We start from the raw sequence: 20,051 nt of genomic DNA, 5'->3' as shown, positions 1-20,051 counted from the left end.
CTATAAAAATCGGAGAGAATAGAGTAAGGAAAAAAAGGAGATATACCACAATATTGCTGGAGTGAATAAAAAAATATATAATGTCGAGCGAAAACGTTATATTTAACAAATACCTCTAGATGTGTTGCAGTTTGCGTTGATGGTCTAGTGGCTATGACTTGGGCCTTCCAAGCCCAAAACCCGGGTTCGAATCCCGGTCGGCGCATTTAAACCTTTTTAAATAGTTTTAAATAATTTTTTCTCTTATTTTATTTATCACGATACAAAGACAACGTAGTGCGAGGGTTGCCCAGCTAGGTCAAAGGCGATGGGCTTAGGACCCATTTTCGCAGGAATTCGTGCGTTCGAATCGCACCCCTCGCATTTGTTTTACAGGCTTTTTTGACCCCTCAGATAATATCAGGGCCGCTGAAGAGTTTGATCAAAAACTTCTTCTTTACCTTCCTGCCGGGATTCCAGAGAGTTTCCGTAAAGTCCGTACTTTACCAGCGCCTTTTCAACATAAAGCCAGAAAAATCCGACTATGCAGCCTATGAGCGCGCCCACAATCACATCCGAGGGGTAGTGGACTCCGATAAATATCCGGCTCAAACTTACAGTAATAGCAAATATCCAGACTAAAAGTTTAAATTTTCCTGCTCTTGAGTGCAAAAAAGTAGCCAGAGCAAAGGACATAAGCGAATGCCCACTCGGCATAGAGTATCCTGTGGTGCAGGTTACAAAACGGACGTCTTCAGGTCTCGGGACTTCAAAAATAGGCTTGAGAGCCAGGGCTAGAGACCAGGCCGATACGAGTAAGACAAGGAAGAGAATTGTTTGCTCCCTTCCTCTGTAATAATAGAGTACAGCAATGATCAGGAAAAGAAAGTAATCAAATTTAAGGCTTACAAATAACATGAAAGGGTCGAGAAAGGAAAAGGAGTTCAGAAACATCAGAACATAATAATCAAACTGAGAAAACATTGACAAGCGGGATCACTTCTTAACTTTGTAGAATACCAGGACTAAAATATGTTATCTTAATTTAATTTGTCTATTTTCGGATTTCAAACTATCTATTTTTTAAAGCGCCCATTTTTTGCATATGCTTTTCTCTTACGGAGATCTCCTTGCAAGGTATCTCTCTGAACCGGAATGCTTGACAAGCTTTCCACCTTCGAGTTTGGACACCGAACCGTGTCCACAACAGATTAAGCATTTTTTGCCTTTCTTGGAGAGTTTGTTATCAAGTTCCAGTATCAGGGACATGAGGGCATTTCGTTCCTCTCTTGCAAGGTTGCTGTCTACATTTACCGATGTCATGAGATAATCAGCCAGGAAATTGTATTCAGCCCTTTCCGGGCTCAAGCTCCTGAAATTAATCACTGAATCTTGAGGGAAAACAAGCCCTTCTTCAGGGCACAGGTAGAAGATTTCCCCATGCATGTGCCCTCCAAGACCCTGAAGGGCTTCAAACTCCAGACCTCCTATCCTGAAGCGAGCAATAAGAGGAAAAGCTCCCCTTTTCTCGACTTCTTCAGCCTGAATCGGGATTTCAGGGAAAAGGATCACATTTGAAGGAGGAGTGAACCTTGAAAAGAGATTAATCATTTTTGTATAAACCTCTTCCAGAATACAACCCTGATTGCTGGACCCATAAGCCCTGCTGGTTTCCCGCGTAATTTTCAAGGTTTCGTTATTGAGGTAAGAAGGAGCGGAAAAATAGCCTGCAGCCCCGCAGTGGTCAGCATCTGCATGAGTAATATAGATTCTTTTAAGCAGGCTCAGGTCTCCAAGCCTGTAGTGCTGGAGCATATTCACGACATCCGGCTGGTATATCCCATAGCCCGTATCAATCATAACCCTTTCTTCAGAAGTATCGAAAAGATAGATATTTCCTCCACAAGGAAGCTGGAAACAGAAAAGTTCAATGCCGTCCTTTACCCTGATCCTCTGCACATCGGCATAAAAGCCTTCTCCTGAAGTCCGGTTAAGGGTTTCTCCGACTTTGAGGATGTTCTCAAAGACCTCAACAGGGTCTTTTCGCAGGTTTGAGAGTTCCTGGGCGATATGGTTGATGTCGTGCAAAAATTTCATTAAAAAGGCATCTTCTGCATTTCCGAGATAGTTCCTCAGTTTCTGGGCAAGCCTCAGATAAAAAACCGTATCATCAAGCTTTTCCCCTGTTGTGTCATATTCAACAATCTCAAGCCTGTACTTTGATTTGAGCTGGTTCAGGAGAGCATCTATAAGGCCGGCATTTTCAATGTTAAGGCTCACGACTAGCCTTTCAGGATGCTGCCCCCTGTCATCAAAATCAAGGAAAGTGATATTTGCCCCTGAAGAAGTGATATAGTTCAGGAGATCAAATAATGCTCCTGGGCAGTTTGGGAGATAGACATTGAATTTAAGAAAAGCTACAGGCTGCAGGGAAGTCTGGAGGTAACCTATTTTTTCCAGCTCCTCAAGGATTTTTTGGTAAGCCTGTGAAGCAGCCGCTACCTCAAAAAAGACAGTGTTCCTGTCGATCCTCCGGTCATACTGTATCCGGTTGATGTTTCCTTCATGCCGCGTGATAATCTCGGCTGCACTGTGCAGGGCTCCGGGCTTGTCAGGCATGCAAGCGATAAAAGAGAATTGTTCCATGAAACATCCCCTGATCAGGTAAAAACCGTTTTTCTGGTTAATTTAGATTAAATCCTGCCTTACTTTAAACTTTCCTGTTTATGAGAAAATGGAGAATTAAAAGAAAATAATAATTCAGCATATAATAATAATTTAGCACTCAAGCACAACAGCCCGGAGTCCAAGCGCCTCAAAAACTCCTTTGATCTCAAAAAGAGGGTTCTCTTTCCTGTAAAAGAGATGGGATCTACAGGCACAGTCCGTACACCCAAATCCCGGAGCTGAATCCCCCCCAAGCCTGCAGGCAATTTCACACTCAAGCCGGGCAGAAGTGCCGGCACAAACTGCCTGGGACAATCTAAACGAAGAGTTCAGATGGAGATAATCTACGTGCCATCTGGGATTCTTATCCCCTTTTGAAGAAAGGTCAATATGTCTTTTTAGTCTCTTCATGCCTCCGGGTCCGAGGGCCGAACCTACGTAGATATGAAAACCTGCAGGAAACGAAAACGTGCCCTTTTTCCCTACTTCAATTATGCAATCCCTGTTCTCAAACACCAGGCAGTAAACCCCTTTTTCGGAAAAATCCATTTTCAGACTCCGATTATTAATAACTCGATTTCTTAGCGACTTCGGTTTTTAAGACCTCAATTTATTTTCAGAAACCTGAAGGTACTTCTCAAGCAGAGGCACAACCATTTCCTCCAATTTATCTTTTTCCTTCAGGGCTTCAACCCAGGAGACAGGTACTGCTTCAATCCCAAGCCTTGCCCCGAGTATCCCGCCTGCGACGCTGCCCACTGAATCTGAATCTCCGGTTATGTTCACCGCAGTTTGAATGGCTTTTTTGTAATCATCAGGGTACCGTAGAATGCAGAAATAAGCAAGGGCAAAAGTTTCATCGGCATACCAGCCCTGCCCTATTTTCTGGAGAGCCTCTTCATCACTCAAATTACTATGAGCCAGTTCATAAGATCTTTTCAGAGATTCCGTAAACTCCTCAGAAATCCCTTCCGTTGCCTTGAGAAGAGGTAAAAACATATCTTCGGGGGTTACCCCATCAAGAGCCAGTTTTACAGCATATGCTCCCGCAATGGATGCAGCATCTGCAGTAGGATTAGAGTGGGTAATTCTACCGGAAACTGAAGCTGCTTTTATCAGTTTTTCGGGGTCATTCCGGAAAATGAAACCAAGGATTCCAACCCGCATGAGGCTTCCGCATGTTTTTGAGTTTATTCCTGCCCTGCTCCAGTGAATTCCATCTCTGAGATTAAGGGCTGCACTTCTGGTTGTTGCTCCGGCTCCAAGGTCAGGCTCATCCAGCCAGAGGACAAGTTCCTCTGCGATTTTGTCCATAAGCCCTGGAAGTTCAAGTTCTGCCCCATGCAGGAGCCCTCGGGCAAGTACAAGCATCAACTGGGTATCATCCGTCCAGGAAGACTCTGGAGAGAGTTCAAGGATTCCATCTTCTCCATATTTCTCTTCTATTTGCTCAAGGTTCAGATGTTCTACGGGACGGCCAAGAGCATCTCCGCATGCGGTGCCGAAAAGAAAGCTACGAAGCTTGCTTTCAAGATATGGAGTCGCTTGTGTGTTATCTGTACTCATGATTTCAATTCCATAACTCAAGAGAGAAATGTGACTATTCATGTATAATTAAGCTTACTCAGATAGGTTTGAGTTTTTGAATTATATCAAATTGTTGCTAATAGTTTGAGGTAAAAATCCCAAATCCTGAAGCTCTATGAGTACATTTCCATGATTGCCAGGACTTTTACAAGGAGGCTGTGTTTAGCTTAAAATGCTTTAATTGATTTCGGTTTGTTAGATACAGAATTCAGCAGAATGATCTTGTTTTTGTTCTAGGTATACAGGGCAGGATTATCATAGTGCCTTTGCAACTCCACATACCTTAATCTCGATATCATGTTACTCTCAAACTTGACCTTCTTTGATTCAAGAGTAAACCGTATGAACTTATCATACCCTTCAACCATGAGTACATCTCAACCATTAAGTAGTGGACAACCTGCGCAGTTGAATTGAAAAAAAAGTAGCATAAGACTTCTAACTATCTAATTCATAATATTTGTGACAGATTTGCAAATGTTTGATTTTGATCCTCAAATATATAAGTTCAAAAATTATTAAGTTATAGTTATTTAGATTGGATCTCCAAAAAATAATTCATTTTTTAAGAGTTATTGAGCCGTATATAGGAAATTAAGTGTGGTTTCAGCTGTCTTCCAATAAAAATATACTTTTTGATGGAATTATTTGTCCTTAAAATGGGTAAAAATTATTAATTTGATATTTAAAAGATATTTTATCCTTATTTTGGACGTTTAATTAAATATAACTAATAATAATACTGGATGCCATAGTTACAAATAAATATAATTTGGCAGACATTAAGCAATTATTTAACTTTATTATTGTTTTTAAGGACATATAAGAGTTATTAACTAGATATGTAATTATTGACATCTATTTTTACCTTAATAAGATCATATATGCGCTTATCAGAAAAAATAAGCAATTTAAATCCTTTATTTATACCTTATTTTGGAGAAACCAGGAAATATAACTGTATACATATATAAATAGAACAATATTAAAATAATTAAAACTGTATTAATATTAATGTATACCATACATACCTATTTATTTTCGCACCTTATGATAATATCTAAAAAACGTTTCTTTGAAAGTAGGTAAGCATGTCAATAGCAAAACACAGCGTTTAAGCATTGTGTTTAGTTAACAAAAGTGAGGAATGAGAACAAATGGGGAAGTGGGGTATTAGAACAAATGGAAAAACAGGATTTGACATCCTAAAAAAGACAGGTTATCTTTTCATGGTAACCTTAATATTATTGACAAATGTAGCAGCAGCAGAGGACGATACAGGAGATCCAGAGGACAACAAAATTGCATATAACGATGTGACGATCTCAGAAGACACGTTTGACACTGTTTCATTTGAAAATGTAGAATTTAACAATGTCGTATTTAATAATGTCACATTTGTCAATGTCTCAATTAACACCCTCATAGTTAACAATCTCACAACAGTTGAACCGGATGCAGCAAACACCGCAGATGCTCCTAAAGTTAGCCGTCAATTATCGGAGTTCAACCCTGATCAGAGGAGTACTGCAGCAGCGAGTGCTGAACCGGGAAGTACCGTAAATAGTGGAGATTATGCAGGGAGTAAAGCGTACAATGGAACTGGTGCAGGAAACACCCAAAATAATGGGACGTACGCCGGAGCAACCATTAATAATGGGCTATACGCAGGAGCAATCTTTAATTATGGGACGTACGCAGGCTCCAGAGTTTATGGGGAAGAGGCAGGATACACCATAAATAATGGGGAGTGTGCAGGAAACACCCAAAATAATGGGGAGTATGCAGGAAGCACCCAAAATAATGCGGAGGCTACAGGCTCCAGATATTACAATGGGACGGAAGCAGGAGCAACCATTAATAATGGGGATGATGCAGGATCCTACCATAATATTGGGGATGTAGCATATGGCTACATTAATAACGGGGATGGATCAGGTACCAAAAATTACATTGGAGAAGGTGCAGGAAACTTCATAAATAATGGAAAGGATGCAGCAAGCAGTTATAATTATGGGGATTCTGCAGGCGGCTACGTTAATAACGGGGTTGATTCCGGCTCCAGAAATTATGGGGAAGATGCAGGAAACACCTATAATTATGGAGAATGTACAGGAAACACCGATAATTATGGGGAAGTAGCAGGCGGTACCATTAATTGTGGAGATGGCTCCGGCTCCAGATATTATGATGTGGCTTCAGGAAACACCATAAATGATGGGGGAGTAGCAGGAAACACCATAAATAATGGTGTGGCAGCTGGAAGCACCGGAAATAATGGGGCATGTGCAGGCTCCAGAAATTATGGGGTGGATTCAGGAAACACCATAAATAATGGGGATTGTGCAGGAAGCACCTATAACAATGGAAAGGATGCAGCAAGCACCGAAAATAATGGGGACAATGCAGGCTCCAAAAATTATAATGGGAAGGATTCAGGAAGCGTCGAAAATAATGGGGACAATGCAGGAAGTACCATAACCAAGAATATAACCATAAATGAAGCGAACGATGAAGAGGACGATGAAGAAAACGATGAAGAAAACGATGAGGGGGACGATGAAGAAAACGATGAAGAAAACGATGAAGAAAACGATGAAGCAAACAATGAAGCAAACGATGAAGCAAACGATGAAGAGGACACCGTATAATAAGTGAAACTAAAAACTAAAAAACACACAAAAACACATTGTATCAGTACAATGTTGTTAATAGAACTTACGCAGTTGCCTGCTCTGCAGGCAACTTTTGAATTTCCTTATTTTTTTATACTAAAGAAGACTTTTTGTGAACTACCCCTCCATGCTTTCTGATGAAAGCACAGCACTCCTTTGATGTATAAGCTTCATCAATTCTTATTACTCTTTTATCTATAAGCTCCGCCTTGTAGGTCAAGAATTCGATGAAACGAGAAAAATATCCTTGATTCTGAGTTGATCTATTCTGAGAACGTTTTCTTTTTTACCTTATGAGAGAAACAGAGTTTTCCACTATTGATTTTGAATCCGCTTTGATTGTAAACTAACGTCATGAAGTATTTTCCACTTCTGAACTTTGGCGGTCTTGCAGATTTATCACCATTTATCCAGAGTGAGAAGAATAATTTGTAATTAGCATCGAGCTTTTTCAATACCGATCGCAGTATTTTGGAATACACTATATTGTACTCAGGGAATTTTTCTTTCAATGCTGGAAGCTGATTCTGTTGTTCTACGTACTTTACAGTTCTCTGTTCGAATACGATCTTGACCAGAACGTATCTTTCCATAACATAGTTTTTACTTCAGGGAAGTTTTTGCGAATCTCCCTTGAAGTTATTGTCTTGATGATGTTAATATACTTTGGAATATCGAGCGAAGGTTTTGCTGAAAATAATAAGTGAAAATAGTCTTCGTCACACTCGATATTCAGCACTTCAACATCGAATGTTTCACTTATGCTATGGATTTTTATTTTGAGAAAATCAATTATAAGAGGATTCGTTAAAGCTTTTCTCCTATATTTCACACACTGAATGAAATGATAATGGAGTGAATTCACAGAATGGCCCTTAAGACCCAGAGTTTATACTGAATAGTTATAACTATATTGATATAACTATAAGTATAACTGATTATTCTACTGTTGTTTTGTAGAAGTTGATGGCTTTCATCCCCCACCTGTCACTTACGCTCCGAGGAAGGGGACTTCACGCCTTAGAGTTAAAACAATTGAATTTTCAATTCAATTATCTGAGTCCTAAAATACAAAATCAAAAAACGAGTGTAAAAAATGGTATAAAAAACGAGTGTAAAAAGGAAAAGTGCTCCGATGGGGATTTGAACCCCAGTCGCAGGAGTGAGAGTCCTGAATGATTGGCCGAGCTACACTATCGGAGCACGCTGTTAATTATGTTCTGTCCCTAAGACAGCATACGTTCAAGTGATTTATAAAATATAAACCTTTCGACTGATTTTCAAAAAAAATTGAAGCAGCCGGGAGGATATGCATACTTCCCGGCAGAGAGTTAGAGGAGATTTCCTTCAGAATGAAGGCTATCTGTTTACTTTTCCGGTAACCGAAGTTATACGAACATGGCCTGAGGAATTGTTGGCTCCTGCACATTAACGACCTTGTCATAGGCTTTCATGAAGTCTGCCATGGTGATCTGTTTGCCGCGCCTGCGCAGAACAAAGATCCCAGCTTCTTTGACAATTACGTTTATATCTGCCCCACTCCTTCCTGACAGGACCTTTGCAAGCTTTTCAAAGTCTACGTCATCAGCAAGTTTCATCTTGCGGGTGTGGATTTTTAGGATCTCGATTCTGCCTTTTTCATCAGGGAGCGGAACTTCGATGGACCTATCGAACCTGCCGGGTCTGAGGAGAGCGGGGTCAAGAAGGTCAATCCGGTTGGTTGCAGCAACCACCTTTACATTTCCTTTTGGATCAAATCCATCCATCTCAGCGAGGAGTTGAAGCATTGTCCTATTTACCTCCGCCGAGCCGCTTGTTCCGTCATAGGTCCTCATGCTGCCCACAGCATCGATTTCGTCTATGAAGAGGATACTTGGGGACTTGTCCCTTGCAAGCTGGAAAATGTCCTTGACAAGCCTTGAGCCTTCCCCAACGAACTTCTGGACGAGGTCTGAACCTGACATCCGGATGAAGGTGGCTTTTGCCTGAGAAGCTATGGCTTTTGCAATCAGGGTCTTTCCCGTCCCAGGGGCGCCGTGGAGCAGAACCCCGGAGGGAGGTTCAATTCCCAGGTCCTCAAAAAGTTCGGGTTCGGTAAGTGGAAGTTCCACGCTTTCACGGACTTCCTGAAGTACCTCATCCAACCCACCAATCATGCTGTAGTCCACACCCGGAGAATTGATAAGCTCCATAACCTGAGCTCTCACATCGGCAGCCCTGCTCACTATGGAAATGATCGAGTAAGCCCCATTTACCGCAACCCTCATCCCAGGCTCTATTTTCCCGAGGCATTCCTCCGGGATCTGCGTGAGGACTTCCTGGTTGTTTCCGTGCTGTCTGATAAGGGCAATTTCCCCATTTACCTCAAGAATGGTTGCAATGAAAAGTGGAGGTTCGGTAAGTTGTTCCAGGTGAGCTTTTAATTTATTGATTTCCTGAAGGTGCCTGCCTGTGGCTACACTGGCTTCAAGGAGCCGTGCCTTCATATTTTCGTTCTGGACCTTAAGTATCTCTATTTCGGTTAAGAGAGATTTCACATCCTCAGAAATGATCTCCCCGCCTTCAAGCTGAAACTCTACCCTAGACTTAATATCTTCCAGGGAAGACCTTATGGCACTGTCTTCTGACATTTGAATACACCTGTGTTATGATATAAAATTGATTTGAATATTGGTTTCAGGTTAATTGAGTTCTAAACGTGTGTATATGGTTGATTTAGTTGATTCGGAGGTAAAAGGTTTACGAGTAACCTTATTTGCAGGTGATGATCTGCAGCTATCAGAGTTTTAGCAATTACCCTGAGCAATTACCCTGCAGATTTCTGTCTGGAGATGCAATTATCTTCCGGCATCTGCCTCCGTTCCTTCAGGGCTTTTACAAAAGAGCAAAAGCCTGAAAACGGACGCCAGGAACAGAACAATACTTTTCATGACTATTGCCCTTAAGAGAGCAATTGCACGTTACCCAGTACAGGACAATTTATACATATATTTTTTACAGGATAGCGTACGCATATCAAAGGTTAAAATGCAATTGAAGAGGTTCTAATGCAATTGAAGAGGTTCTTATCGTGTTCACAGTATATATAAGATGCCGGGAATAATTATGCACATATAAATATAAAAAGGATATATATAAGTTCCTGCCGCCCATTGCTAACCCTTATAAAATTGTCTAAGAAACTTATTATTATTTTCTGGTCTTTAGATTTTTCTGGTCTTTAGATTTTCCTCTCTAAATCATGCAAAACAGTCAAATTTTAATTATATTTTGATAATTTTTCAATTAATAGGAAAAGGAAACGTCGCAATAGATAAGTCAATGATAAAAACGGTAGTTGACGGAAAAATAATGATTCCTTTGCCAAAAGTTTTGGTTGGAAATCGATACTAACCTATGTTCCCCGTATTATCTACTTATTATGCTGATTGTGGCAGAAAATTACATGTGAACTCTCACTACACTCGTTTTATTTTGTCAAGTCACGGCACTATAGCTCGCAATGTTACATACTGGTTTTGTCCTGCTTGCAAGAAACCTTTTCACGATCAAATTATTGGTGTTCCTGGTTCTGCAGATTACAGTTCTGAATATTATGATAAACAAATGAATGTTAGATATGATGAACGATGCAGTCTAACAATTCACGATGAATAGGGAACATATACAGAAGGCCTGATAACCTTCTGTGGAAGAGCTCCTTGTGCAACTTCACTATGGTTATATGAACAAAAACGAGCAGAACTTTCAAAGCAAGAACTTTTGGATCAAAAAGTTGCCTTTCGCGAAACATTGTATGTTGATGGAGATTGGATCAAAAAAGGCTGGAAATAAAAGTTTGAAAATCTATTGGAGAGAACGATTCCAAAGAAAGAATGGAAGAAAATGCGATATAAATCTGTTTACGTTGTTGCTACCGAAGAAAAGGTAATTTTAGATTTTGAGGTAACTGACCGATTACCAACAATTGAAGCTCTGATGCCTCATTTCATTCAAATAAAGAATCGATTTCCCGAAGGCAAAATACAAAAGATTGTTTCTGATGAGGACAAAGCAATCATAGGAGCCGTAAAGAGGGTGTTCCCTGAAGTGGCTCATTTTTTTTTGCGTGTTTCATCAATTAAAAAACGTTAGCAAGAGATATTATGAGGAATTGAACTCTATTGAAGAGATCCCAGATAATGACAGGGTTGTGTACAATGAGATCTGTCAGTTGATCCGTTCTTATACGGCCATCAGTGCTGTTGCATATATTCAAAAGATACGAAAATTTGACTCTAATTTGAAACTTTCAGAAGCGTCTCATAAAGCGATTTCTTATGCAGAAGAGATTTTCAAGAAGAATGTAAGCTTCTTGAAAAAAGGTTTTACACCTGAGACGAATAATACAATGGAACAGATATTTTCTTTGACATGTGATATCGTAGACAAAGCAAGATCTTTTAAAACCGATAGTGGCCTAACTAATTTTTGTTATAATTTATTTACTTATTTCAACAAACGGTGTTTCAGTACTGGTAAATGGAAAGGATTCTCACCCTTAATGAGGGCAAGATTCCAATATGGATAAAAGCAAAGGAAAAATGGAAACTTAGAACCTAAACTTGAAGTCTTCCAGTCGTAGCTATTGAAAAATCCCACAAGAATCAATCCATAATTGAAAAATGTTTAAAACTGTACATATGAATGGATCAACTTTTCCAAGATGTGTAGATTGGTTTACTCAAATTCGGATGAAATTTTATGATTATTTTTGAAATTGAAGAAAAACCAGAAAAAATTAAAAAGACTCTTGTCTTATAATACTCACATAATACACATCAGTTTCTTTGTTTCTTTCATACTCTTTATTTTTTCCTTTCGATTAGTTATGCATAATTGTCACTTTTCAATGTCACCGCATTTCTCCCTGAAAGAGCCAGAATTTGAGATACATAGATGGAATATTACGGCATTTTTATACATCTCTGCCCTGGGGAATGAACGATATAAAAACCTTTCGTTGGAACGATTCAGAACCCGGGGCTGAAAAGAGGCAACTTTGTACAAATATTCAAAATAGAACCTTGACTTTACCAGATTATTGATATATTATCTCAACTTCAGTTATAGTTCTACAATAAAGATAATAAAAAGAATAAACTCGTTTACATGCCTAAAAAATTCAAAGGATAGATTTAATAATAGAAGCATAATATCATTCCACATGCGTGTATCAGAAGATTTTCTAAGAGTAGGTGCAACAGTCACATTTGTTGGCTTTGTTATAGTATTTTTAGGTATAATTCTTACAATGTTACAGCATCCTGCAAGCACTCAAATGGGCGGACTGGTCATGCTCGGACCCATTCCGATAGTATTCGGCTCTACTCCTGAAATTACAACAAATATGCTTGGACTTGGATTATTAATAACAATTCTTTATCTATTCCTGTGGAAGACGAAACGTTGATTGGAAACTTACTTGTTTTAACTGGAATTTTCATTATACTCTTCGGGTTTTTAATACTTATAATCGGAACAGCCATAGGCATGCGCGAAACTTCCGAACCTGGAAAAGGATATTCAAAAAGAAGGGGCTGGTTCGGAAAAGATGCTGATTCGGGAAATTCTTTCGGTTTCGAGGACCCCGGTAAGAAAGAACCTCATGCAGGAAAAGCCGAATCAAGGATAAGGGGTGGAGGAGTAATTATGCTTGGCCCGATCCCGATTATCTTTGGAAGCGAAGGGGAAAGTGCAAAGACAGCAACAATCCTTGCGATAATCCTGATGGTTCTCAGTCTGCTTATTTTCAGAGGCATAATCTTCTGAATTTGCCTTCATCTGCATTCAAACACTGATCTACTCTGTTTTCAAAGCTACTCTGTTTTGGTCTTCTCCAGCCACAAGATTGATATTCGGTATTAGGTCCCTCCTGCCTAGTTTTTGTTTCTATCTACTGTATGCAGACGGGCTCAAACAGGGAGCGGCACGTGGAAAGGAGAAATAGGAGATACAACAAAGGTCATTTCGGAATAATACCAACCAATTAACCAGGGAACCCCTCTGTTTTCAAAGGCGCAGAATTTAAAACTACCTGCTCCTTTAAACCGGACAAAACCTTATTAAGGTTAAGCCCGATTCAGGGCTTATGTTTACGATAATCACAGGCGCGCAGTTCGGTGACGAGGGAAAAGGTAAGATTGTCGACCTTCTTTCAAAAAATTATGATATTGTTGCCCGTTTCCAGGGTGGGAACAACGCAGGCCATACAGTCAGGGTAGGAGATGAGGTCTACAAACTGCACCTGATCCCCTCAGGCATCCTGCTTGATGCCAGGGTCCTGATCGGGCCTGGGGTTGTCCTGAACCCTGAGGTTTTAGCCGAAGAAGCCACAATGTTTGAGAAGCATGGGATAAAGGTAGACCCGGGAAAACTCGGGATTGATGCAAAAACAAGCATTATTATGCCTTACCACATAGAAATGGACGGGCTCAGGGAAGCTGCAAGGGAAACAAAAATAGGGACCACTCGGCGCGGAATCGGCTATGCCTATATTGATAAAGTAGCAAGGGACGAGATCCGCATGGCTGAACTTGTAGATAAGGATCGTTTCCTGGCAAGGCTTGAAGAACTTGCTCCCCAGAAAGAAAAAGAAATCGAGACAATGGGGGGAGACCCGAAGATCGTCAGAGACCCGGTCCTAATAAATAAATACCTTGAACTGGGAAGACAGTTTGCTGCCTATGTTACGGATGTTTCCAAGGAAATCAATCAGGCTCTTGATGAAGGAAAGCATGTCATGGCTGAAGCTGCCCAGGGAACCCACCTTGATGTGATACACGGAACCCAGAAATTCGTAACCTCTTCTTCCACAATTGCGGGTTCTGCATGTGCCAACCTTGGAGTGGGGCCTACAAGGGTGGACAATGTTATTGCCATAGTAAAAGCTTATATAACAAGAGTCGGGGAAGGGCCGCTACCAACAGAGCTTTCCGGGGAACTGGGAGAAAGGATACAGAAAGCCGGAGGAGAGTTCGGGACGACTACAGGCAGAGGCAGGAGGTGCGGCTGGTTCGACCTTCCACTTCTTAAAAAAGCCATTGCCCTTAACGGATATACGGAAATTTCCCTTACCAAGCTGGATGTACTGACAGGCCTTGACTCTCTCAGGATCTGTGTTGGATACAAACATAAAGGAGAAAGCCTGGACTATCCCCCGGAACTTACAGAAGATCTATGGGACTGCATCCCGGTGTATGAAGATCTCCCTGGCTGGAAAGACGAACTGACAGAGGTGAAAGCCTATGGTGAGCTTCCTGAAAATGCCCGAAACTATGTCAGAAGGCTTGAAGAGCTTATGAAAGTCCCTGTCAATTATATATCTGTAGGTCCTGGAAGGGCACAAACCTTTAAAAAAGAATAATGCCATTAGTAAATCTGTCCAGCAGATTACCGAAAAATGTATATATTAACCAATAAATTTATCAACTCCATTTTCCAGTTTAGACTAAAATCATATTAACCGGCATTATCGGGCCTTCTGGCCCAAATTTTAAGAGTCCGTAGCCAGCTAAAAACCAGCAATGGACTTCTCAGAAGAGAATAGAGTTACCTCTTTTCGAGAACAAGAGTTACATTCCTGACAGATTCGGGGGGAAGAATCGGCGCTATCACCCGAACCTGCAAAACTAACTTAATTTGCATAAGGAGGAGAGCATGACAACAGTATTCGATGTCCCTGCAATGGAAATGATCGAAAAACTTGCAGGTATTCTTAAGGAAAATGAAAAGATCGTTCCCCCAGAATGGGCAGGGAACGTGAAAACCGGGGTTCACAAAGAACTTTCCCCAACCAATGAAGACTGGTGGTACATCAGGTGCGCAGCAGTCCTGAGAAAGATTTATACAGAAGGACCAATCGGAACCGAGAGACTCCGCTCCGTATATGGGGGAAAGAAGGATAATGGTTCTCAGCCCTCCCACAAGGCAAAGGGCAGTGGTTCTGTTGCCAGAAAGACGGTACAGCAGCTTGAAGCAGCAGGCTTCCTGCAGAAGGTAAAGGACGGAAGAACAGTATCTGCAAAAGGACGTTCCATGATGGATAACGCAGCACACGAACTTAAGCAGGAACTGCTCGAAAAGATTCCGGGACTTGCCAAATACTGAAAGAGAAGATCTTTTAGAAAGGGACCTAAAAAATTCGGATCCCCTTTCATATATACTAACATACTAACAATATTTCAGAAAACCGATTTTTTCGGTGATTGCCATGTCTAATATGGATGACGAACTCGAAGAAATCCGAAAGAGACGGCTTGCAGAAATCCAGAAACAGCAGGCACAGAATCAGCCATCTGACACACAGGCGGCTTATCAGCAGGAACAGGCAAGAGCTGAAATGGAAGCTCAGAAGCAGTCGATACTGAGGCAGATCCTGACTCCCGAAGCAAGGGAACGTCTGACAACTCTGAAGATGTCAAGGCCAGCTCTTGGGGAACAACTTGAGATGCAGCTGATATCGCTTGCCCAGAGTGGAAGGCTCCAGTCTCAAATCGATGATGAGCAGCTGAAAACACTCCTGATGCGGATGCAGCCAAAGAAACGCAAGACGTCCATAACCCGGGTTTAATCAAAATGAAAGTCTCGGTCCTCTTTAGTGGAGGTAAGGACAGTTCACTCTCTGCCCTTTTGCTAGAGCCGTTTTTTGAGGTTGAACTCGTAACCTGTAACTTCGGATTGCTCCCTACAGGAAAAATCGCAGCAAAAACTGCTGAAGAGTTACATTTCCCACACAGGGTCCTTTCTCTTGAGAGGGAGATCCTGGAAAAGGCATACGAGATGGTACTGAAAGAAGGGTTTCCAAAAAGCGCTATCAATTATATCCACGAAAGAGCTGTCGAAACTCTTGCTATGGATCCGGCAGTTAAACTGATTGCCGACGGAACCAGGCGAGATGACAGGGTTCCAGTGCTTTCGATCTCACAGGTGAGAAGCATTGAAGACCGGCTGGGAGTACAGTATTCCTGCCCCCTTAAAGGATTCGGCAAAAAAGTTGTGGATTCTCTTGTAGGATGTTATCTGAATGTCGAACAGGGGCTGAGCGAAAGCACCCAGAAAGCAGATTATGAAACCGAACTCAGGGAGTTAATCCGGCAGAGACAGGGGAAGGAGATGATCAAGGAACTATTTCCGGTTCATATTCAGTCCCATGTGCTTTCAAGGAAGAAATATCCTTGAAAAAAGAAGCAGATGCATTTGAAAACTGGAAACCTCCCTGAAGAGGAAAATTCTGGAATAAAGATTTATAGAATAATCGAGTTATATTCAACCCTTATACTGCTGCAGGTTACCACAGAACATCATAGAATTTACAGGATATGGTTTACAGGCCTGCCGATTCATTCTGGCATGGTAGAGCCGCAATTACGTAAGGATTGAAATCACGATCAGCTAATTACTGGATATAACTGTAAATAAACAGAATAACTGTAAATTAACAGAATAACTGTAAATTAACAGAATCAGATTGCTTACAGGTCAACAGGTGTGATCCACTTGAGTCATAACATGAAAGGACAGAAGAAGCGTCTTGCAAAGGCGCACAACCAGAATACGCGAGTCCCTGTGTGGGTTATTGTGAAAACTAACCGGAAGGTAGTGAGTCATCCCAGGCGCAGACACTGGAGAAGAAGAAGCTTGGATGTGAAATAAGCGAGGATGGTGGGAAAAAATGGCAGACGACATGGTTAAAGAACAGATATATACTATACCCCTCAGAGAGACAAGGAAGGTCCCTGCATGGAAAAGAGCTAGCAGGGCAGTTACTGAAGTAAGGGGTTTTCTCGTAAAGCACATGAAAACCGAATCAACGCAGGTTAAGCTGGATAAATCCATCAATGAACGTCTCTGGGAAAAAGGCTGTGAAAAGCCACCTCTCTCAATCAGGGTACGGGCTGTGAAATTTGCAGATGGTGAAGTACAGGCAGAACTTGCCCAGTAAATATACCAGAGAAAGCGAAAAGTCAAAGAATATGATACGAACAGTGGATATCTACGATACCCCGATCATCGGGGTCTTTGCAACCTGTACCGAAGATATTGTTCTCGTTCCCCCTCTGACAAATCCAGAGGTATGCGCTATACTCGAAGAGGTGCTGGATGTAAGGGTCATCGAAACTCTTATAAATGGAAGCATTGTAGTGGGAGCCCTTTCCAGGGGCAACTCAAATGGTTTTCTGCTTCCATACGGATCCAGTGCCGAAGAGATGCAGAGACTCACCGGGGTTCCCGTGGGAGTCCTTCCGGACAGGCTGAATGCAGTAGGAAACATTGTGCTTGCAAACGATTCCGCAGCCCTTGTGCACCCAGACCTGTCAGATAGAGCTCTGAAAGCCATTGCCGGAACCCTTAAGGTAGATGTTTACAGGGGAACAATTGCCGGGATTAAAAATGTAGGGATGGCAGGAGCCGTAACAAATAAAGGGCTTCTGGTACACCCAAAAGTAACAACTTTAGAAAGAGAATCTCTGGAAAAGATCTTCGGACTTCCGGTAAACATAGGGACTACTAACTTCGGAACCCAGATGCTTGGCTCAGGTCTGCTCGCGAACTCAAAGAACTTTGTAGCAGGCTCCGAAACAACAGGGCCAGAACTCGGGAGAATTGAAGAAGCCCTTGGGTTCCTGGAATGAGCATCATATCATCCATCTGTTCCAGAAAAAAGTTACAGCAAGAGAGTGGTAATGATGAAGAGTTTTATTGTCAAAGGCAAATTTAAAGCAGGAAATACCTGGGAAAACTTCACAAAGAAGGTCGAAAGCCAGAACGAAAAGAATGCAACCGATAAGACGTATTCGATCTTCGGAAGCAAGCACGGCGTTAAAAGAAGCCAGGTCCAGATCGAAAGCGTAGCTGAGGAGTGAAGGATATGGCAGAAGTCAGTGAAGAGATCAGAAATCTGGCAGCCAGGCATCAGGATTTCCAGAGGCAGGCTGAAGCGCTCAGGCAGGAGATAAGCATGGTGCAGGCTTCTATTTCCAGTTGTGATCAGACCATTGTGACAATAAATGAGCTGAAAGCAGCATCCGAAACAGGCAAGACTGCGGAAACAATGGTTCCGGTAGGTTTTGGCTCTTATGTTTATGCGGAGGTCAAGAACGCAGATCGGGTCATTGTTAATCTCGGAGCGGGTTTCAGTGCAGAGGAAACTGCAGAGGAAGCTATCGAAACTCTGAACCGCCGCAAAGAGCAGCTTACGAAAATCCTTGAACAGATGAATGCTTCACTGACTAAATTTGCACAGGGAATGCAGGCCCTTGAAGCAGAAGCTGCAAAACTTCAACCTGGCCAGGCCTGAAAAAAGCCCCGGTTCAGGCACAGGTAACGGATTTGAGGAACTCAGAAACCGTAAGCGGATTTGAGGGACTCAGAAACCGTATTTAAGAATCGAATAATATCAGAATCGAATAATATCAGAATCGAATAATATCATTAACTTAAATTATTCAATCAACTCTAATTATCTAATTGATTTCAATTATTTCATTAAACTTAAATTCCTATTTTTTACTGAATTTTTCCGGGATGGATCCTGTGTTCAACAAATTTAAAGAGAAACTTGGGAGTTTTAAGAAGGCGCTCAGCAAAACGATTGATGAAAAGGCAGTAGAAGTCGAACCAGTAGTCGTTGAGCAGGCGCCTGAAAGCGAAGAAAGCCTCGAAGAGGAAATTGAACCGAGAATTGAGGAAGAGACCCTCAGGGCTGTCCAGAAAGAAGAAAGTCCCGAAGCCGAAAAGGGAACTGCTTCTCCAGGTATTGCCCATATTCCAATAGAAGATCTGAAGAAAGCTGAATACAGGAAAAGGCTTGAAGACAGAAGGAAGGCAGGAGAAAAAAAAGTAGAGGAAGAAAAGCCTCCTGAAGAGAAAAAGTCTTTTTTCAAAAAGGTCGTCCCGAAAGTCGGATTTGCTCAGAAAGCTAAAGCCCTCGTGTTTAACAGGGAAGTATATCTGGACGATAAAGACCTGGAAGAACCTCTTTGGGAGCTTGAAATGGGTCTTCTGGAAAGTGACCTTGCTCTCTCAGTTTCCGAGGCTATTGTCGAGTCCGTGAAAAGCCAGCTCACAGGCACTACAAAACGGATTGGAAGCAATACCGGGGAGATAGTTGAAACAGCCTTGAGGAAATCAATCCTTGATGTTGTGTCTGCCAATACCTTTGATTTTGATGATTACGTAAAAAACAAGCAAAAGCCGGTTCATATTGTTTTTGTAGGGATTAACGGAACCGGAAAAACAACATCCATCTCAAAGATGACACACAGGCTGCTTAAATCTGATTATTCCGTAGTCCTTGCTGCAGGGGACACCTTCAGGGCAGGTGCTATTGACCAGCTTGGGATTCATGCAAGCAGACTTGGGGTAAAGATGATAAAGCATCAGGCCGGAGCCGATCCTGCAGCCGTCATTTATGACGCTGTACAGTATGCAAAAGCACATAAAATCGATTTTGTGCTCTCTGACACGGCAGGCCGCATGCACACTAACATGAACCTTATGGCACAGATGGAGAAGATCTGCAGGGTAAGTTCTCCGGACCTTATTATCTTCGTGGACGAAGCCGTGGCCGGAAACGATGCGGTAGAAAGGGCTGCCCAGTTTAATGAGGCTGTCCCGATTGACGGGTCCATTCTTACAAAAATCGATGCCGATGCCAAAGGAGGAGCTGCCATATCCATTGCTTACATTACAGGCAAACCGATTCTCTTTTTCGGTGTAGGACAGGGATATGAAGATCTTAAAAAGTTCGATCCCGAATGGTTTGTGGACCAGCTTTTCAACCAGTAAGCATCAAGCAGCAGGCTAATCAGAGAACTAAAGAATTTCCGGAAGAGAAAGAGCACACTTATGTTTACAGTTTAGACTGTTTTCCGAGAATTCAACTGCAAAATTGGGTATTTTTAAGGCTCTTCAGGGATTATAACCCAGGCTATAATATAGCCAGCTATTCCAATCCCTTGAAGGGAAAGGAACACCCATAAAAGCCTTATAAGCGTAGGGTCTACATCAAGGTATTCACCTATACCCCCGCATACTCCAGCAATAATCCTGTTCTTCTTTGACCTGTATAGTTTCTTCATATGACTACCTCTACTTCAGGGA

General features: G+C 41.8%; 24 protein-coding genes and 3 tRNA genes. 17 read left to right on the top strand and 10 right to left on the bottom strand.

Annotated features, from left to right (window positions below):
• Positions 1-133 precede the first annotated feature (133 nt).
• Positions 134-205: transfer RNA gene (locus MSWHS_RS03215), tRNA-Gly, on the top strand.
• 73 nt (positions 206-278) lie between these two features.
• Positions 279-363 (top strand) — tRNA-Leu (locus tag MSWHS_RS03210).
• A 36-nt stretch (positions 364-399) separates the two neighbouring features.
• On the opposite strand, the gene MSWHS_RS03205 is transcribed toward MSWHS_RS03210, so the two are convergent.
• The 4 genes from MSWHS_RS03205 to MSWHS_RS03190 form a co-directional block, all read right to left on the bottom strand.
• Positions 400-897: a phosphatase PAP2 family protein gene (locus MSWHS_RS03205; RefSeq protein ID WP_197074014.1), complete on the bottom strand. Its 498-nt coding sequence runs from the start codon at positions 895-897 to the stop codon at positions 400-402.
• 198 nt (positions 898-1,095) lie between these two features.
• A complete protein-coding gene (locus MSWHS_RS03200; RefSeq protein ID WP_048158741.1) occupies positions 1,096-2,625 on the bottom strand; it encodes an MBL fold metallo-hydrolase in 1,530 nt (509 codons plus the stop codon).
• 132 nt (positions 2,626-2,757) lie between these two features.
• Entirely contained in the window at positions 2,758-3,195 is a 438-nt protein-coding gene (locus tag MSWHS_RS03195; protein WP_048125992.1) for a DUF123 domain-containing protein, read from the bottom strand.
• 48 nt (positions 3,196-3,243) lie between these two features.
• Positions 3,244-4,212, bottom strand: coding sequence for an ADP-ribosylglycohydrolase family protein (locus MSWHS_RS03190; RefSeq protein ID WP_048125990.1), 969 nt, complete (start codon positions 4,210-4,212; stop codon positions 3,244-3,246).
• A 1,268-nt stretch (positions 4,213-5,480) separates the two neighbouring features.
• On the opposite strand from MSWHS_RS03190, the gene MSWHS_RS03185 reads away from it, so the two are divergent.
• Complete coding sequence (locus MSWHS_RS03185; protein ID WP_156151185.1) at positions 5,481-6,884, top strand: hypothetical protein; 1,404 nt, start codon at positions 5,481-5,483, stop codon at positions 6,882-6,884.
• Between the two features lie 115 nt (positions 6,885-6,999).
• Here the strand turns inward: MSWHS_RS03185 and MSWHS_RS22185 are convergent, their stop codons facing one another.
• The 5 genes from MSWHS_RS22185 to MSWHS_RS03170 form a co-directional block, all read right to left on the bottom strand.
• Positions 7,000-7,137, bottom strand: a complete 138-nt coding sequence (locus MSWHS_RS22185) for a zinc ribbon domain-containing protein (RefSeq protein ID WP_082088017.1) — start codon at positions 7,135-7,137, stop codon at positions 7,000-7,002.
• A gap of 34 nt (positions 7,138-7,171) precedes the next feature.
• Positions 7,172-7,501 (bottom strand): hypothetical protein, encoded by a 330-nt coding sequence (locus MSWHS_RS03180; RefSeq protein WP_048158739.1) that lies wholly within the window; start codon positions 7,499-7,501, stop codon positions 7,172-7,174.
• On the bottom strand, positions 7,453-7,740 hold the full coding sequence (gene tnpA, locus MSWHS_RS18850) for an IS200/IS605 family transposase (RefSeq protein WP_231585553.1): 288 nt from the start codon (positions 7,738-7,740) through the stop codon (positions 7,453-7,455). Before tnpA ends, MSWHS_RS03180 begins: the two co-directional genes overlap by 49 nt.
• A 296-nt stretch (positions 7,741-8,036) precedes the next feature.
• Positions 8,037-8,111, bottom strand: a tRNA-Glu gene (locus MSWHS_RS03175).
• Positions 8,112-8,296: 185 nt separating this feature from the next.
• The gene (locus tag MSWHS_RS03170; protein WP_048125985.1) at positions 8,297-9,538 is read right to left on the bottom strand and encodes a proteasome-activating nucleotidase; all 1,242 of its coding nucleotides are present in this window, start codon (positions 9,536-9,538) and stop codon (positions 8,297-8,299) included.
• A gap of 1,219 nt (positions 9,539-10,757) precedes the next feature.
• Between MSWHS_RS03170 and MSWHS_RS21160 the strand changes: the two genes are divergently transcribed.
• From MSWHS_RS21160 to ftsY, 14 genes are all read left to right on the top strand, one after another.
• Positions 10,758-11,042, top strand: coding sequence for a hypothetical protein (locus MSWHS_RS21160; protein ID WP_048158738.1), 285 nt, complete (start codon positions 10,758-10,760; stop codon positions 11,040-11,042).
• Positions 11,043-12,114: 1,072 nt separating this feature from the next.
• Positions 12,115-12,360 (top strand): DUF131 domain-containing protein, encoded by a 246-nt coding sequence (locus MSWHS_RS03155; protein WP_048125980.1) that lies wholly within the window; start codon positions 12,115-12,117, stop codon positions 12,358-12,360.
• Positions 12,357-12,719: a TIGR00304 family protein gene (locus MSWHS_RS03150; RefSeq protein ID WP_231585552.1), complete on the top strand. Its 363-nt coding sequence runs from the start codon at positions 12,357-12,359 to the stop codon at positions 12,717-12,719. Before MSWHS_RS03155 ends, MSWHS_RS03150 begins: the two co-directional genes overlap by 4 nt.
• A 319-nt stretch (positions 12,720-13,038) precedes the next feature.
• Positions 13,039-14,313 (top strand): adenylosuccinate synthase, encoded by a 1,275-nt coding sequence (locus tag MSWHS_RS03145; protein WP_048125976.1) that lies wholly within the window; start codon positions 13,039-13,041, stop codon positions 14,311-14,313.
• Positions 14,314-14,606: 293 nt separating this feature from the next.
• Positions 14,607-15,056, top strand: coding sequence for a 30S ribosomal protein S19e (locus MSWHS_RS03140; RefSeq protein WP_048125974.1), 450 nt, complete (start codon positions 14,607-14,609; stop codon positions 15,054-15,056).
• A 94-nt stretch (positions 15,057-15,150) separates the two neighbouring features.
• Positions 15,151-15,519: a DNA-binding protein gene (locus MSWHS_RS03135; RefSeq protein WP_048125972.1), complete on the top strand. Its 369-nt coding sequence runs from the start codon at positions 15,151-15,153 to the stop codon at positions 15,517-15,519.
• Between the two features lie 5 nt (positions 15,520-15,524).
• Positions 15,525-16,127, top strand: coding sequence for a tRNA (5-methylaminomethyl-2-thiouridylate)-methyltransferase (locus tag MSWHS_RS03130; protein ID WP_048125969.1), 603 nt, complete (start codon positions 15,525-15,527; stop codon positions 16,125-16,127).
• A gap of 18 nt (positions 16,128-16,145) precedes the next feature.
• Positions 16,146-16,328, top strand: a complete 183-nt coding sequence (locus tag MSWHS_RS03125) for a hypothetical protein (RefSeq protein WP_048158736.1) — start codon at positions 16,146-16,148, stop codon at positions 16,326-16,328.
• Between the two features lie 117 nt (positions 16,329-16,445).
• A complete protein-coding gene (locus tag MSWHS_RS18840) occupies positions 16,446-16,601 on the top strand; it encodes a 50S ribosomal protein L39e (protein ID WP_082088016.1) in 156 nt (51 codons plus the stop codon).
• Between the two features lie 19 nt (positions 16,602-16,620).
• On the top strand, positions 16,621-16,890 hold the full coding sequence (locus tag MSWHS_RS03120; RefSeq protein WP_048125967.1) for a 50S ribosomal protein L31e: 270 nt from the start codon (positions 16,621-16,623) through the stop codon (positions 16,888-16,890).
• Between the two features lie 31 nt (positions 16,891-16,921).
• The gene (locus MSWHS_RS03115) at positions 16,922-17,581 is read left to right on the top strand and encodes a translation initiation factor IF-6 (RefSeq protein ID WP_048130191.1); all 660 of its coding nucleotides are present in this window, start codon (positions 16,922-16,924) and stop codon (positions 17,579-17,581) included.
• A gap of 54 nt (positions 17,582-17,635) precedes the next feature.
• Positions 17,636-17,812 (top strand): 50S ribosomal protein L18Ae, encoded by a 177-nt coding sequence (gene rpl18a / locus MSWHS_RS03110; protein WP_369798573.1) that lies wholly within the window; start codon positions 17,636-17,638, stop codon positions 17,810-17,812.
• Between the two features lie 5 nt (positions 17,813-17,817).
• Positions 17,818-18,246, top strand: coding sequence for a prefoldin subunit alpha (gene pfdA, locus MSWHS_RS03105; protein WP_048125964.1), 429 nt, complete (start codon positions 17,818-17,820; stop codon positions 18,244-18,246).
• A 236-nt stretch (positions 18,247-18,482) separates the two neighbouring features.
• The gene (ftsY, locus tag MSWHS_RS03100; RefSeq protein WP_048130190.1) at positions 18,483-19,736 is read left to right on the top strand and encodes a signal recognition particle-docking protein FtsY; all 1,254 of its coding nucleotides are present in this window, start codon (positions 18,483-18,485) and stop codon (positions 19,734-19,736) included.
• 113 nt (positions 19,737-19,849) lie between these two features.
• Here the strand turns inward: ftsY and MSWHS_RS03095 are convergent, their stop codons facing one another.
• Positions 19,850-20,029, bottom strand: coding sequence for a PspC domain-containing protein (locus MSWHS_RS03095; protein WP_048125962.1), 180 nt, complete (start codon positions 20,027-20,029; stop codon positions 19,850-19,852).
• Positions 20,030-20,051 lie beyond the last annotated feature (22 nt).

This window comes from Methanosarcina sp. WWM596, from assembly GCF_000969965.1.
Lineage (GTDB): Archaea > Halobacteriota > Methanosarcinia > Methanosarcinales > Methanosarcinaceae > Methanosarcina.
The sequence above is the reverse complement of the archived record's forward strand: the minus strand, read 5'-3'. Positions and strand labels throughout refer to the sequence as shown.